This is a genomic window from Brevundimonas vitisensis (genome assembly GCF_016656965.1).
In the GTDB taxonomy this organism is placed as follows: Bacteria; Pseudomonadota; Alphaproteobacteria; order Caulobacterales; family Caulobacteraceae; genus Brevundimonas; species Brevundimonas vitisensis.
This window is the reverse complement of the sequence record NZ_CP067977.1, coordinates 1,277,520-1,291,068: the sequence shown is the minus strand read 5'-3', so window position 1 is coordinate 1,291,068 and position 13,549 is coordinate 1,277,520. Positions and strand designations below refer to the sequence as shown.

Genomic DNA, 13,549 nt, shown 5'->3' with positions numbered 1-13,549 from the left:
CCCTGATCTGCTCATCGTCCGACCCCTCATAGCGTTGACAAGGGTGTTTTACATCGTGGCAGGGGCATGTCAAGCGCCCTTGTCAAAATGACAATGTCGCTTGCGGATCAGTCCGCGTCGGGCATTTCCGAGATCAGGGCTGCGGGCTGTGTCGCCGGTTCGGGCAGGGCGACGTTCTCGACGTTGCGCAGGCTGTGCACCGCCGCCCTATGGCGCTTGCCGACGTCCGACACCTTGGACCGTGCCCGTTCCAGCGAGACATCCACCGCCTCCAGAGCGTCGCCGTATTTCTCGAACGCCGTCTTCACCTTGCCCAGTTCGGTCCAGACCTCGCTGGATTTCTTCTGGATCTGCAGGGACCGGAACCCGACGCGAAGGCTGTTCAGCAGGGCCGTCAGGGTGCTGGGGCCGGCCAGTTCGACCCGGTGCTTGGCCCGCAGTTCGGCGGCGAAGCCTTCGCGGCGGACAATCTCGGCAAACAGACCTTCGGTCGGCAGATACAGATAGGCGAAGTCGGTCGTGTGGGGCGGGCTGATGTATTTCTCGGCGACCGAGCGGGCCTGTGCAGCGATGGCCCGCTCCAGCGCCTTGCCCGCCGTGGCGGCCTCCACCGGATCGGCGGCCTCCTGTGCGGCGACCAGGCGGGCATAGTCCTCATGCGGAAACTTGCAGTCGATCGGCAGCCAGACCTGGCCGTTCTCGTCCTGCCCGGGCAGGCGCACCGCGAAATCCACCCGCTCATTGCTGCGCGGCCGGACCTGAACCTGTTCGGCATATTGTTCGGTCGTCAGGGTATCTTCCAGCAAGGCGCCCAGCTGGACTTCGCCCCAGGTGCCGCGTGATTTTACATTGGTCAGAACCCGCTTCAGATCGCCGACGCCCGTGGCCAGGGACTGCATCTCGCCCAGCCCCTTCTGAACCGACTCCAGCCGGTCGCTGACCTGTTTGAAGCTGGCATCCAGCCGCTGATCGAGGGTGGCCTGCAGCTTTTCGTCCACCGTCAGACGCATCTGCTCCAGCTTGGCCTCGTTCTCCTTGCGCAGGCTTTCCAGATTGCCGGACAGGGTCTGGCGGACCTTTTCCAGCTCTTCGTGCATGGCCTTGCGGCCCTCGATCTGCTGGGCAGTCAGGGTTTCGGTCAGTTTGAGCACGGCGGCATTGGTCTCGTTCAGCCGCAGCCGCTGGTTCTCGGCCAGGTTCTCGCCGGTCTTCTGCTGGACCTCGGCCAGGGCCTGCAGCCGCAGGTTCACGTCCTGGGTCAGGGCGGCGATGCGAGCATTCAGGCTGTCGGCCATGCCCTTGAGCACGCTGTTCAGCTCCAGCCGTTGGGTGGAGGCCAGCTGGTCGGTGCCCTGGCGAAACGATGCCATCTCGCCGCGCAGGATGTCCGGCAACCGGTCCATGGCCGATGCCGCCGCACCCCCGCCCTTGGTCGCCGACCAGGCCATCCAGGCAAAGACCATGGCCAGCAGAGAGAAGACAGCGGCGATGATGGGCAGGACGGTCGAAAGGGCGGTCACGACAGGGCGGCTCCGGACAAAAAGTTCACTCTCTGTTCCTAGCGATGTTGAGCGTGACACGAAAGCCCGCGCAGAGTTCGCTCCTACGTCGGTCTGCGGGCGCGAAGAGCCTGGACGATCGTGCCGTCGTCCAGCCAGTCCAGTTCGCCGCCGACCGGCACGCCCCGCGCCAGGGAGGTGATCGACACGCCCGACCCGGCCAGCCGCTCGGCGATATAGTGGGCGGTGGTCTGACCATCGACCGTCGCGGGCAGGGCCAGGATCACCTCGCTGGCCTCTCCGCCCCGTGTCCGTCCGACCAGTTCGGTGACGCGCAGGGCGTCAGGGCCCACACCGTCGAGCGCCGACAACAATCCGCCCAGCACATGATACTTGCCGCGAAACGCGCCCGACCGTTCCATGGCCCACAGGGCCCCGGCCTCCTCGACCACGCAGATCAGGCTGTTGTCCCGCGCAGGGTCCGAGCAGATGGAGCAGGGATCGCGGGTGTCGGGCGTGCCGCAGATCGAACAGGACCGCACCTTGTCCGCCGTTTCCGCCAGGGCCGCCGCCAGCGGGATCAGCAGGGCCTCGCGCCGTTTCAGCAAGGCCAGCGCCGCGCGCCGGGCCGAGCGCGGGCCCATCCCCGGCAGCTTGGCCAAGAGGGCGATCAGGCGTTCGATCTCGGGTCCGGCGAAGGCGGCCATTTCAGGGGGTGAGGATCAGAACAGCTTGGGCATGCCGGGGATGTTCATCCCGGCCATGGGCCCGGCAGCCTCGCGCATCAGGGCCCCGTTGATCTCGTCCAGGCGGCGTTTGGCATCGGCATGGGCGGCCACGATCAGATCGGCCAGAATCTCGGTTTCGCCCGGCACCATCAGACTGTCGTCGATGGTCACGGCGGTGATTTCGCCCGGTCCCTTCAGAGCCACGGTGACCAGACCGCCGCCGGAGGTGCCGGACGCCGTCGTCTCGGCCATCTTGGCCTGGGCGTCCTGCAGTTTCTGCTGCATGGCCTGGGCCTGCTGCATCAGGGCGTTGAGGTCTTTCATGGTCAGTCTTCCTCGATCGGTTCGTCCGGGATTACAGGCAGTTCCGGGGCGCGGGGCGGCAATTTGATCTCGCCGATCTTGGCTCCGGGAAAGGCAGCCAGCACGGACTGCACAAAGGGGTCGGCCTCGATGCGCGCACGCTCAGCCGCGCGGGCGGCCTTTTCCTGATCCATCAGGGTCGCCGCCCCGCCCTGACCGTTGGCGGCGATCAGCCAGGTGCGGCCGGTCCATTCGTTCAGTCGTGCGATCAGCCGCCGCGAAAGGTCGACCGGTGCCCCGGCCACCGGCTCATAGGTCAGGACGCCCGGCTTGAACGACACCGGCCGGATATAGGATTTCACATCGATCTGCAGGCCGATCTCGCGCTTTTCCCCCAGCAGGGCGACCATCTGTTCAAAGGTCTGCGGGTCTGGCCGCGCGGGGGCCGCCATGGGCCGTGCCACAGCCTGGGCCGAGGCCCCGCCGCCTCCGCCTCCGCCGCCGCCGCCCGAACCGCGCGGTCCGGCCCCGCCGCCGGGCATCTCGCCCGACTGGAGTGCCTTCAGCGCCTCCTCCGGGCCCGGCAGGTCGGCGGCATAGGCTAGGCGGACAATCGCCATTTCCACGGCATCGGCCGGATTGGGCGCGCGCCGCACCTCGTCCAGAGCCTTCAGCAGCATCTGCCAGGTGCGAGACAGGGTCCCGGCCGAGATCGCGGCCCCCAGCGCCGCCAGGGCCTGGGCCTGATCGTTCGGCAGGCGGGTCGCATTGGGCCCCAGCATCTTGGCCACCGAGGCGGCGTGGCAGTGTTCCAGGAGGTCGTTGGTCACCTGAACCGGATCGGCACCATAGCCATAAAGGGTGCGGAAGATTTCCAGCGCCTCGGGCGTGCGGCCGGCCATGATGCGTTCGAACAGGGCGATGGTCTGGCTGCGGTCGGCCAGGCCCAGCATGTCGCGGACCACAGTGGTCTGGACGGTCTGGCCCTGCTCGGCCTGCACCAGCGCCTGGTCGAGCAGCGACAGCCCGTCCCGTACCGAGCCCTCGGCTGCGCGCGCGATCAGGGCCAGGGCGTCGGCCTCCACCCGCATCCCCTCGCGATCGGCGATGCGCGACAGGTGCTCGACCAGAATCTCGGGCTCCACCCGGCGCAGGTCGAACCGCTGGCAGCGGCTGAGGATCGTCACCGGGACCTTGCGGATCTCGGTGGTGGCAAAGATGAATTTGGCGTGGGGCGGGGGTTCTTCCAGCGTCTTCAGCAGGGCGTTGAACGCCTGCGTCGAGAGCATGTGGACCTCGTCCAGCACATAGACCTTGTAGCGTGCCTCGACCGGGGCATAGCGGACGCTTTCCAGGATGTCGCGGATGTCGCCGACCCCGGTGTGGGAGGCAGCGTCCATCTCCATGACGTCCATATGCTGGCCCGCCATGATGGCCGCGTCGTGCCGTCCATCCAGCGTCAGGGCCAGGGACGGCCGGTCGATGGTGTCGGTCTCGTTGTTCAGGGCCCGGGCCAGCAGGCGCGCCGTCGTCGTCTTGCCCACCCCCCGCACGCCGGTCAGCATGAAGGCATGGGCGATCCGGCCGCTGGCAAAGGCATTGGTCAGGGTGCGAACCATCGCCTCCTGGCCGATCAGATCCTCGAAGGTCCGGGGCCGGTATTTGCGCGCCAGAACCGTATAGGCGGCCCCGTCGGTCTCGGCGGCAGGAGCAGCCTCGACCACGGCGGAAGCGGCGGCAGGCTCGGGCGCCGCCGGGGCGGGCGCGCCGAACATGTCGTCGGTGTTCTCATCCCGCTCGAAGATCTCGGCAGGTTCGTCTTCCTCCCACGGAGGGCCGTCGAGATTCGGGTCGGCGTCGCTCATGGTCCCGTCATAGCGCGAGGACGCGACCAGTGGCGACTCCCAAGGCAGGGCATGATCCACAGGTCCCGCTCAAGCAGTGAGCCGCCGCGCGGCGAGCGGTAGCGCCCCCTTTCCAATCAAGGCGTCATGTCGCGCGGCAGCTGGCCCCCGTTGTCCACGATCTTTTGCAGCACCTGCTTGTGCAGCCAGATGTTCATCGACGCCGTGTCGGAGGTGTCGCCGGGATAGTTCAGTTCCTGCGCCAGTTCCTTGCGCTCGGCCAGCGAGCTCTCCAGGCCGATCAGCTTCATCAGGTCGACGATGGAGGTGCGCCAGTTCAGCTTCTGGTCCCGCTGGTCGTTCATGAAGTCCAGGATGCCGGCAACATCGACCGGCTCGGGCTGGGGCGAGGTCGCGGCTCCGGCGGTGACGGGCGGGGCGGGCTGGGGTGCCGTTGCCGCCGTGGGGGCGGGGTCAGGCTGGGCCGCAGGGGCCTCGGGCTCGCGCTTGAAGATGCCGCCGAGAATCTTGCCGAGAATGCTCATCTGTCGCTCCTGATCGGGTGTGACGGGCACAGCGGATGCGGGCGGGCAAGGTTCCCTGCGACGTTTGCAGCGGTCGCAGGTTCCGGTCGCCCCCGGCGGCCCCTATGTGGAGGGCATGACCGACACCGCACCCCAGACCCCGACCCGCACCCTGACCATCGACTTCGTCTCAGACATCGTCTGCCCCTGGTGTGTGGTGGGGCTGGGCGGATTGCGGACGGCGCTGGAGACGCTGAAGGCCGAGGGGATCGAAGCGCAGATCACCTTTCAGCCGTTCGAGCTGAACCCTCAGATGCCGCCGGAGGGCGAAAACATCGGCGAGCACATTGCCCGCAAATACGGCTCGACCGCCGAACAGTCGGCGGCCAACCGCGCCATGATCACCGAGCGGGCGGCAGAGGCCTGGCAGGGTTTCGAGATGCGGATGGGGCCGGACAGCCGGATCTGGAATACCTTTGACGCCCACCGGCTGCTGCACTGGGCCGGCACGATCGGACGGGACGAACAGGCGGCGCTGAAGGCGGCCCTGTTCGAGGCCCATTTCACCGAGGGCCGCACCATGACCGACCCTCAGGTCCTGGCCGACGCGGCGAAGGCGGCGGGGCTGGACCGCGCCCAGGCGGCCCGTGTCCTGTCAGACGGCCTCTATGCCGCCGAGGTGCGGGCCGAGGAACAGCTGTGGCTGTCGCGCGGCATCAACAGCGTGCCCGCCGTGGTGGTCGAGGGCAAATATCTGATCAGCGGCGGCCAGCCGGCGGCGGTGTTCGAACAGGCGCTGCGGCAGATGGCGGCGTCCTGACGCCTTTGGCCGCCTGTGGCAGGCGATCGGAAAATTGAGTCCACTCAGTCCACCCGGTTGTCCGGGTCCGGGCCTTTGGACGCGACGTGGAGGTAGTGCCAGAGCCGCTCTTCCTGCTCTATCGCCTGCTCCTCCTCGACCGCCTCGGCGTCGACCATGATGCGGACGCGGCTCCAGCGCAGGGCCTCGGCGGCCTGACCCCGCAGCACGGCGCGCTGCATCCGGCGCGAGGCGACGAAGGACAGCTGGCGCAGCTCGACCTGATCCAGGTCGCCGTGGACTTCATTTTCCAGCAGCAGCCCCTCGTCATCGGGGTCCAGGGTGTTGGGCGGGGTCCAGGGCTGGTCCGTGCGCCGCCAGCCCTCGCGCGCCGCCCGGTTGCGCATGGCCGTCAGCCCCACCCCGTGCCGCCGACAGACCTCGCCCCCCGGCAGCCCCGACAGATAATCCTCCCGCACCCGCGCCCAGACCTCATCGGGCGCACTGCGCCCCTTGCCGTACAGCGTGGGTGATCCGTCTGCCATCCGTCTGCCTCCCCGTTTGCGAGTGGGGGCAGGGCTAGCATGCGGCTACGTAAGGATGGGTCGTAGGGGGGCAGTGTTGAGTACGGACCCTAGGGCCGGACCGAATAGCCGTCCGCAGGCGAGATCCAGATAAGGGACTGATCAAGCTCGGTGCGGCGCTGGCCGTCGACGGCGACCTCGGCCCGCAGCGCGTCTCCCTCGGTGACATAGGTGGTGCAGACCTCCGTGCCGAAGCCGTCGAAGGCGGCCACGACCCGCTGGCGCAGCATATTGGCGGTCGCCGCCTCGGTCGGATGGCCGTTGATCAGGAACACCGTGTCCTCGAACCCGCCGACCCGTCCGCACACAGCCCCGTCGCGGATATAAACGGGCTCGGAATCGCGCATGACGATCAGGGGCGACGGATTCACCATCACCTCCGACTGGTTCAGGATCGTTCCGTCAGAGGCAAAGGTATAGCCGGCCAGGGCCGCACAGGTCTTCCGCGCCGTGTCGGGCGAATGGCATTGTAGGCGGCCCTCTCGGGCGGGGGCGAGCGGGTCGGCGGCCTGAACCGGCGCGGCGGCGGCGAGGGCGAGGGTCAGGGCGAGGGTGAACATGCGGTGACAGTGGCGCGGGCGGGAGCCGGAGTCGAGCGCATCTCGCAACGCGATTCCCATGGCGGTGGCCTCCCTGTCATGGGAAGCTGTGCCGGGGTGGAGGATGCACGATGATCACTGTGTTGACGGCGGTGCTGGCGATCCTGTTCGGCGCGCCGCTCCAGGCCTCGGGCGATCCCTATGCAGTGGGCCAGGTCTGGGAATACCGGACCCGCCCGCAGGAGCCGCAATCGCTGCTGGTGATCCGGGAGATCGAGGACAGCGCCGCGATGGGCCGCATCTACCACGTCTCGGTCACCGGCATCCGGGCCGACGCGAAATGGGGACCGACGGATCTGGCCCACAGCCCGGTCAGTCGCCAGACCCTGGATGCGAGCGTGACCCGCCTGTCGGACAGACGCCCGGAACGAATGCCGGACCATCGCCCCGGCATCGCCGACTGGCGCGCCGCCGGGGGCGGCGTCTTCACCATCAGCATCGCCGAGATCATCGACCTGATCGACCAGCAGCTTTGAGGCTTGGCGCGCTGACGAAGGATGGGGTTGGGGGCGAGGGGGGCTCTCCCGACGACCTGCATGCCGCCGAGGTGCGGGCGGCGGATGCGCTGTGGGTCTCGCGCGGGATCAACGGCGTGCCCGCCGTGGTGGTGGAGGGGAAGTGGCTGATCTCGGGGGCAGCCGGCGGGGGTGTTTGAGGAGGCGTTGCGGGGGCTGGCGGGGGAGGGGTGAGAAGACCCCAATCACTTCCCCTAAACGAGAACCTGATTGGCACCGCCGACCCGCATCCAATTCCACTCGTTTCTATCCGGAGCAACACCGTCGAGTAGAGCTTCCACGTAAGAAGGTGTGTCGTTCCGCTCATCGATCAAAAAGATCAACGATCTGCCCTGATTGGTGAGCGGTATCACACGGTCACGCACTGCTTCTCCGACAAATACGGGATTGAGGCGCGCGTCGTGTTTTCGCAACACGCCAATCTCTCCGGAGAGATCATAATAGAGTGCTCCGCTGCTCTTAAACCAGTCCACCACTGCCCGTCGGGTTGCGCCCCCGTAGTCAAAGCGCGGGGAAACTCGCAGGTCAAAAATCGCCCCTGGACGCAAGTTAGCCACGAGACGCCGAACAAAGTCGAACGGAACGGCCTCAAAGACGACCGTGGCGATGAGGTTCTCTTCGTCCCGAGGGAAGAGCGTCATTTGGAGGGGTTGAGCGACCGGCAAACGCATCGCGCTCATTGCGCGCGGCTGCCTAGGGGCGACGGCCCTCAGAAAATTCACCTCGTTAAGTCTAGCCACCTTTATTCCCGCGATTAGCGATCTGGGCTTCCAACTCAGCATACCCAGCAGCACGAAGGTGCCAACTGGTACCCCATTCAGGGTTACCGATATCCATCTTCCCTGTCGTCTTGTCCTTTAATTCCCTCATTTTCAGGAACGCTCGGCGATACATTCGGGGTGCAACGCCTACGAACGGCCTGAACAAAACTTTGGGATGGGTATCATCGTCGCCGACCTTCGTTTTCAGGCGGACGTCAGAAGGGGATGACCATCGACTCGCCACAGTCTCGATGCTGTCTTTGTGTAACGAGAGGGCCTTGCTCTTCGGGTACGGCTCAATGAACTGCACCTCATCGACTCCCGCAGAGACAATGTGTCTCGCGCAATAATGACAGGGGAACGTCGTAACGTAGAGCCGGGTCCCAACTGTGGAAGTTCCAGCGCGAGCGGCTGAAAGCAGAGCATCCATTTCAGCGTGCACCGCGCGACTGAACTCGATCAAATCTCCGATGTCAGTATCACGCAGTTGCACCGAAATCGCCGCCTTTTCTTCCGGAGGAAGAGACTTAAGCGCCGGAATGTTGTCGACGATGCGGGTGGCGATCTCATTTTGCTGAACAGTATTACTGCAATATTTGTTCGAGAAGGCACACCTGTGGTCGCTACCTTCGTCGGCAAATAGTTCACCGTATACGCCGCCACCGGCCCGGGGCGCCTCGTTCGTTCCGGTAGCAATGACGTTCCCGGCATCGTCGATCAGAGCGGCTCCAACCTGCCGCGACAGGCAGGCGCTTCTCATCGACGCACTGTACGCATGATGCATTGCGGTTTCTGCGATCGAAGGCCGGATTACCTCACTGTGACTCACGATCTTGAGAAGGCGAGTGAGCTTCTCATTGACGTTCCAGTCCGAATTTCCCTCGCCATTCTCAAGCAGCCTGGGCTCGCTGTTGTCGACGAAGAAGTCCGACATATGGAAAGCGTCAGAAACTCGCTGCCCATTTTTTGGCCCGCGTTTGGCGTCGCACTTCATCAGCGCTTCCGCCGCTGCCCGCCCGGCATTCTCATACTTCCGAGTGATGCGCGTTATCCGAACGTCCTCGTCACAGACCACGCCGATAAGCACGAAGGCGTCTTGATAGATGTGCCTTAGAACCTCGACCTCGGCCGGATGCCTGATGGCGTCAACGACGTATGCCCGAGGTGTGCCGTCAGGGACCACGGGTTCTGAGCCTTCAATTACGACTGCCTGTTTTTCAGCCCGCAGCACCCGAATACGCGCCGCTATCGCCTCTCCGACCGAGGCAAAATCTGAAGTCTGCGCGCGCATCGCATCGCCGAGGTCCTGCAGCGCCTGAGTGGTTTCGAGACGATCCCGGTCGGCTGGCACTGGCTTACCATTGGCTCGAGCCCACTCTTCGATCTCTCGCCGAGCTTTAACGATGGTCGTCTCGAACCCGCCGATATCCTCGAGGAGGTTAGCTACCAGCTCGGCAATCTCACTCGTACCTGATCCGACATGGCCGACCACGGCTACGACAAGTTCATTGGCGGCCTGACCCACCAGAAGTTCACGCGCACCTACATTGCGCTCATCGTTGTCTGCAGGCGCGGGTCGGGCCGCTTTTGCCGGTTCTGCCATGTGTCCCCCTCAAGCAGCGAGCATACGGTACGTCCGCTGATTCGCTGAGCAGCCCATCACACCTTCACCTCCACCACCCCGCCCCCGGCGCGGAACTTGGCCGACATCTCCGCCATCCCGGCTTCCGCCTCGGCCTCGGCCAGTGAACCGCCCGCATCATTCTGGGCCGCCGCATCCCGGCGGATGTCCAGGCTGATCTTCATGGAGCAGAATTTCGGGCCGCACATGGAGCAGAAGTGGGCCGTCTTGTGCGCTTCCTTGGGCAGGGTCTGGCTTCGCCGACCTTCGGTTCGTCGTGGTATTTGCGGGCGGTTTCGGGGTCGAGGCCGAGGGAACGCGAACCGGGCATTGGCAAAGCCTAGTCTCGATCCGGCCGCTCGCGGTCGAACCACCATTGGGGACGACCGAGATCCTCGGTCAAAGGGCGGCCGTCGCGCACGGCGGCGGCCTGGGGTGCCTCTGAGTGATCGTGCACGGCGTACAGCCCCTCGAAGGCGACAGGGCGCTGGTCGGCGCGAATGTAGCAGCCGTCCAGGTAGACCACGATGTCGCCCGCATCGAAGTCGGCGAGGGTCTCGGCGAGCCATGCGGCCACCGCACGGACCTCGGTCTCGTCTACCTCGGCAAGATCCCGGTCGAGGAGATCGGTCCGGAGAAGGTCTTCATACGACTGTTCGATCTCGACCACCCGGGCGAAGGTGAAAGCCCTCTGACAGATCGCGCAGGAGATCATATAGCCGCAGCCGCACCATGGACAGTCGGCCTGGCCGGGGAGGGCGGCGAGCGGTGCAGTACACCCGCAGTGGGACAGACCCTCATCATTCGCCTTGCAAAGCCATTTGGGCACGAGGATCAGACCTTGACCTCGATGGCCCCGCCCCCGGCGCGGAACTTGGCCGACATCTCCGCCATCCCGGCCTCGGCCGTGGCGGGGGCCAGCAGCGATCCCCCCGCGTCGTTCTGCGCTGCCGCGTCGCGGCGGATGTCCTGGCTGATCTTCATGGAGCAGAATTTCGGGCCGCACATGGAGCAGAAGTGGGCCGTCTTGTGGGCTTCCTTGGGCAGGGTCTCGTCGTGGTATTTGCGGGCGGTCTCGGGGTCGAGGCCGAGGTTGAACTGGTCTTCCCAGCGGAACTCGAACCGGGCGCGTGACAGGGCGTCGTCGTGCAGGCGGGCGGCGGGGTGGCCCTTGGCCAGGTCGGCCGCGTGGGCGGCGATCTTGTAGGTGATGACGCCGTCCTTGACGTCCTGACGGTCGGGCAGGCCCAGGTGCTCCTTGGGCGTGACGTAGCAGAGCATGGCCGTGCCGAACCAGCCGATCATGGCCGCGCCGATGGCGCTGGTGATGTGGTCATAGCCGGGGGCGATGTCGGTGGTCAGCGGGCCCAAGGTATAGAAGGGCGCCTCGTGGCAGTGTTTCAGCTGCTCATCCATATTGGCCTTGATCTTGTGCATCGGCACATGGCCGGGGCCCTCGATCATGACCTGGCAGCCCTTGGCCCAGGCGATCTTGGTCAGCTCGCCCAAGGTGCGCAGCTCGGCGAACTGGGCCTCATCGTTCGCGTCGGCGATGGAGCCGGGGCGCAGACCGTCGCCCAGGGAGAAGCTGACGTCATAGGCCCGCATGATGTCGCAGATCTCTTCGAAATGCTCATACAGGAAGCTCTCGCGGTGATGGCTGAGGCACCATTTGGCCATGATGGAGCCGCCGCGTGAGACGATGCCGGTGACGCGCTTGGCCGTCATCGGGATGAAGGGCAGGCGGACGCCCGCGTGGATGGTGAAATAGTCCACGCCCTGTTCGGCCTGTTCGATCAGGGTGTCGCGGAACACCTCCCAGGACAGGTCCTCGGCGACGCCGTTCACCTTCTCCAGCGCCTGATAGATGGGCACGGTGCCGATGGGGACGGAGGAGTTGCGGATGATCCAGTCGCGGATGTTGTGGATGTTGCGGCCGGTCGACAGGTCCATGACGTTGTCGGCCCCCCAGCGGGTGGCCCAGACCAGCTTGTCCACCTCGTCGTCCACGCTGGACAGGACGGCCGAGTTGCCGATGTTGGCGTTGATCTTCACCAGGAAGTTGCGGCCGATGATCATCGGCTCGACCTCGGGGTGGTTGATGTTGTGCGGGATGATGGCGCGGCCGCGGGCGATCTCCTGACGCACGAACTCGGGCGTCACATAGTCGGGGATGGAGGCGCCGAAGTCCTCGCCGTCGCGGATGCAGGGGGCGTTCTGCTCGCGGCGCAGGTTCTCGCGGATGGCGACATATTCCATCTCGGGCGTGATGATGCCGGCCTGGGCGTATTCGTATTGCGTCACGGGGCGGCCCTCCACGCCCTTGAAGACGCGGTGGCGGCTGGTGTCGAACCGGGGGGCCAGGTGCTTGCCGCTGGCGTGGCCGTTGTCCTCGGGCTTGACCTCGCGCGGGTTGGCGACGGGGGCGATGTCGCCGCGATCCAGCTGCCAGCTGGTCTTCACGTGCGGCAGACCCTTGGTGATGTCGATGGTGACGGTCGGGTCGGTATAGGGGCCGGAACTGTCATAGATGGTCACCGGCGGCTCATTGGCCGACGGGTGGACGGCGACCTCGCGGAACGGCACGCGGATGTCGGGGTAGAGTTCGCCGGCCACATAGACCTTGCGCGATCCCGCCCGCTCGCCGGTCGGGATGGTGCCGGTCTCCTTCATCACCTGCTCACGGGCGTCTTTCAGTGACAGATCGACCGACGGCTCGGTGGTGGTGACGTGGATGTTCATGGCGGCCTCCGAATGGAGGGTCGCGCCGACGCGGGGCGAGAAGGTCCTGTCGCGTGGACCGAAGCGTACTCATCCCTTCGCCGGCATGACCCGGATCAGGTTCGACGGGTCAGGCGACTACGCCAATCTCAGCCGCTCGCATGCGACCCCCCGGAGAACGGCACGACCCTAGGCCGAGATGGCGGCCGGTTCAATCGGCCACGCAGTGATCAGGCGCTCAACCGCCGTTTCGATCCGGGTCCAGCCGCCCTCGTCCAGATCCAGCCCGGCGAAGCGGCCGCGCGCCTGGGCGGCCAGGGCCAGGTGGTGGATGGCCGCCAGCAGCACGGCGTTCAGGGCCATGACGTCGCCCTCGGGCGGCAGGCGAAGTTTCGGACGCCGGGCACGAACCCAGGCCTGCAGGACATCGGACCGCGCCGCCTCCGTCCGCCGCAGCAGGGGCGTGTCCTGGGCCATCTCCCAGGCCAGCAGGCGCAGGATCAGCGGATTGGCCCGCAGCGCCCGCAGATAGGCGGTCAGGGTCTCACGCACGAAGGCCGGATAGCCGGTGGCGGCGGACGGGCCCTGCCGGGCAAGGGTCTGACCCAGCCACAGGTCCAGGCCTTGGGCCAGGCGCGCGACCACGCCGTCGACGCCGTCGAAATAGCGATAGATCAGCTTGCGATCGACGCCCGCCTCGGCCGCCAGGGTCTGGACGTTCAGGCCAGTCCAGCCCTGGGCCAGCAACAGGCGTTCGGCCACCGCCACGATGGCGGCCTCGGTCGCGGCACGATCACGGGGGCGGGCAGGCGACTCGTTCGACATGTCCCGAGCATGGGACAGGGGCCGGAATCTCACAAGAGGCTGACAGGCGAGCGGCCCGGCCTGGTGTCGGGGGGGCGTGACCAGGCCGGGCCGTAATACCCGACGGAAGAACTCGACATCGGGACGAAGGTGAAACCGGCGGCCATGCCTTCCGGTTCCACCCGCCGGTAACACTGGCATCGAAAGATCGGGCAACTGCCCCGTTGGGCCGCAGATGCGGGGCTTG

15 protein-coding genes, 1 pseudogene and 1 riboswitch are annotated in these 13,549 nt (G+C 66.1%); of the genes and pseudogenes, 3 read left to right on the top strand and 13 right to left on the bottom strand.

From position 1 onward, the window contains the following. Positions 1-107: 107 nt before the first annotated feature. The 5 genes from rmuC to JIP62_RS06530 form a co-directional block, all read right to left on the bottom strand. On the bottom strand, positions 108-1,520 hold the full coding sequence (gene rmuC / locus JIP62_RS06550) for a DNA recombination protein RmuC (protein ID WP_201104117.1): 1,413 nt from the start codon (positions 1,518-1,520) through the stop codon (positions 108-110). Positions 1,521-1,603: 83 nt separating this feature from the next. Beyond that, on the bottom strand, positions 1,604-2,206 hold the full coding sequence (recR, locus tag JIP62_RS06545; RefSeq protein WP_201104115.1) for a recombination mediator RecR: 603 nt from the start codon (positions 2,204-2,206) through the stop codon (positions 1,604-1,606). Positions 2,207-2,221: 15 nt separating this feature from the next. After that, complete coding sequence (locus tag JIP62_RS06540) at positions 2,222-2,551, bottom strand: YbaB/EbfC family nucleoid-associated protein (RefSeq protein ID WP_201104113.1); 330 nt, start codon at positions 2,549-2,551, stop codon at positions 2,222-2,224. Positions 2,552-2,553: 2 nt separating this feature from the next. After that, positions 2,554-4,395 carry a DNA polymerase III subunit gamma/tau gene (locus JIP62_RS06535; protein WP_201104111.1) on the bottom strand — a complete coding sequence of 614 codons (1,842 nt, stop codon included), beginning with the start codon at positions 4,393-4,395 and terminating at the stop codon, positions 2,554-2,556. 116 nt (positions 4,396-4,511) lie between these two features. Beyond that, positions 4,512-4,919 (bottom strand): DUF3597 domain-containing protein, encoded by a 408-nt coding sequence (locus JIP62_RS06530; protein WP_201104109.1) that lies wholly within the window; start codon positions 4,917-4,919, stop codon positions 4,512-4,514. A 115-nt stretch (positions 4,920-5,034) separates the two neighbouring features. Between JIP62_RS06530 and JIP62_RS06525 the strand changes: the two genes are divergently transcribed. Then, a complete protein-coding gene (locus JIP62_RS06525; protein WP_201104108.1) occupies positions 5,035-5,718 on the top strand; it encodes a DsbA family oxidoreductase in 684 nt (227 codons plus the stop codon). Between the two features lie 44 nt (positions 5,719-5,762). On the opposite strand, the gene JIP62_RS06520 is transcribed toward JIP62_RS06525, so the two are convergent. Next, positions 5,763-6,242, bottom strand: a complete 480-nt coding sequence (locus JIP62_RS06520; protein ID WP_201104107.1) for a hypothetical protein — start codon at positions 6,240-6,242, stop codon at positions 5,763-5,765. An 89-nt stretch (positions 6,243-6,331) separates the two neighbouring features. Then, a complete protein-coding gene (locus tag JIP62_RS06515) occupies positions 6,332-6,841 on the bottom strand; it encodes a hypothetical protein (RefSeq protein WP_201104106.1) in 510 nt (169 codons plus the stop codon). Positions 6,842-6,951: 110 nt separating this feature from the next. Between JIP62_RS06515 and JIP62_RS06510 the strand changes: the two genes are divergently transcribed. Both JIP62_RS06510 and JIP62_RS06505 read left to right on the top strand, forming a co-directional pair. After that, the gene (locus JIP62_RS06510) at positions 6,952-7,356 is read left to right on the top strand and encodes a hypothetical protein (protein WP_201104105.1); all 405 of its coding nucleotides are present in this window, start codon (positions 6,952-6,954) and stop codon (positions 7,354-7,356) included. Next, positions 7,353-7,535 carry a hypothetical protein gene (locus JIP62_RS06505; protein WP_230974885.1) on the top strand — a complete coding sequence of 61 codons (183 nt, stop codon included), beginning with the start codon at positions 7,353-7,355 and terminating at the stop codon, positions 7,533-7,535. The genes JIP62_RS06510 and JIP62_RS06505 overlap by 4 nt, the downstream gene beginning before the upstream one ends. Before the next feature lie 54 nt (positions 7,536-7,589). On the opposite strand, the gene JIP62_RS06500 is transcribed toward JIP62_RS06505, so the two are convergent. From JIP62_RS06500 to JIP62_RS06475, 6 genes and pseudogenes are all read right to left on the bottom strand, one after another. After that, complete coding sequence (locus JIP62_RS06500) at positions 7,590-8,066, bottom strand: hypothetical protein (RefSeq protein ID WP_201104104.1); 477 nt, start codon at positions 8,064-8,066, stop codon at positions 7,590-7,592. A 61-nt stretch (positions 8,067-8,127) separates the two neighbouring features. Continuing rightward, positions 8,128-9,759 (bottom strand): anti-phage dCTP deaminase, encoded by a 1,632-nt coding sequence (locus JIP62_RS06495; protein ID WP_201104103.1) that lies wholly within the window; start codon positions 9,757-9,759, stop codon positions 8,128-8,130. A 56-nt stretch (positions 9,760-9,815) separates the two neighbouring features. Next, positions 9,816-10,093, bottom strand: a pseudogene (locus JIP62_RS06490) (phosphomethylpyrimidine synthase ThiC); the annotation flags it as partial. A gap of 24 nt (positions 10,094-10,117) precedes the next feature. After that, positions 10,118-10,492 carry a hypothetical protein gene (locus tag JIP62_RS06485; RefSeq protein WP_201104102.1) on the bottom strand — a complete coding sequence of 125 codons (375 nt, stop codon included), beginning with the start codon at positions 10,490-10,492 and terminating at the stop codon, positions 10,118-10,120. A 119-nt stretch (positions 10,493-10,611) separates the two neighbouring features. After that, entirely contained in the window at positions 10,612-12,450 is a 1,839-nt protein-coding gene (gene thiC, locus JIP62_RS06480) for a phosphomethylpyrimidine synthase ThiC (RefSeq protein ID WP_201104612.1), read from the bottom strand. Between the two features lie 123 nt (positions 12,451-12,573). Further along, positions 12,574-12,682: riboswitch (TPP riboswitch) on the bottom strand. A 5-nt stretch (positions 12,683-12,687) separates the two neighbouring features. Next, positions 12,688-13,323: a TetR/AcrR family transcriptional regulator gene (locus JIP62_RS06475; RefSeq protein WP_201104101.1), complete on the bottom strand. Its 636-nt coding sequence runs from the start codon at positions 13,321-13,323 to the stop codon at positions 12,688-12,690. Positions 13,324-13,549: the final 226 nt, after the last annotated feature.

What these genes read in the sequence shown, in the direction of transcription:
- JIP62_RS06530 (WP_201104109.1), bottom strand. Translation starts at nt 4,919, where the DNA reads ATGAGCATTCTCGGCAAGATTCTCGGCGGCATCTTCAAGCGCGAGCCC.
- JIP62_RS06475 (WP_201104101.1), bottom strand. Translation starts at nt 13,323, where the DNA reads ATGTCGAACGAGTCGCCTGCCCGCCCCCGTGATCGTGCCGCGACCGAG.
- recR (WP_201104115.1), bottom strand. Translation starts at nt 2,206, where the DNA reads ATGGCCGCCTTCGCCGGACCCGAGATCGAACGCCTGATCGCCCTCTTG.
- JIP62_RS06535 (WP_201104111.1), bottom strand. Translation starts at nt 4,395, where the DNA reads ATGAGCGACGCCGACCCGAATCTCGACGGCCCTCCGTGGGAGGAAGAC.
- JIP62_RS06540 (WP_201104113.1), bottom strand. Translation starts at nt 2,551, where the DNA reads ATGAAAGACCTCAACGCCCTGATGCAGCAGGCCCAGGCCATGCAGCAG.
- JIP62_RS06510 (WP_201104105.1), top strand. Translation starts at nt 6,952, where the DNA reads ATGATCACTGTGTTGACGGCGGTGCTGGCGATCCTGTTCGGCGCGCCG.
- JIP62_RS06520 (WP_201104107.1), bottom strand. Translation starts at nt 6,242, where the DNA reads ATGGCAGACGGATCACCCACGCTGTACGGCAAGGGGCGCAGTGCGCCC.
- JIP62_RS06485 (WP_201104102.1), bottom strand. Translation starts at nt 10,492, where the DNA reads ATGATCTCCTGCGCGATCTGTCAGAGGGCTTTCACCTTCGCCCGGGTG.
- thiC (WP_201104612.1), bottom strand. Translation starts at nt 12,450, where the DNA reads ATGAAGGAGACCGGCACCATCCCGACCGGCGAGCGGGCGGGATCGCGC.
- JIP62_RS06500 (WP_201104104.1), bottom strand. Translation starts at nt 8,066, where the DNA reads ATGCGTTTGCCGGTCGCTCAACCCCTCCAAATGACGCTCTTCCCTCGG.
- JIP62_RS06525 (WP_201104108.1), top strand. Translation starts at nt 5,035, where the DNA reads ATGACCGACACCGCACCCCAGACCCCGACCCGCACCCTGACCATCGAC.
- JIP62_RS06495 (WP_201104103.1), bottom strand. Translation starts at nt 9,759, where the DNA reads ATGGCAGAACCGGCAAAAGCGGCCCGACCCGCGCCTGCAGACAACGAT.
- JIP62_RS06515 (WP_201104106.1), bottom strand. Translation starts at nt 6,841, where the DNA reads ATGTTCACCCTCGCCCTGACCCTCGCCCTCGCCGCCGCCGCGCCGGTT.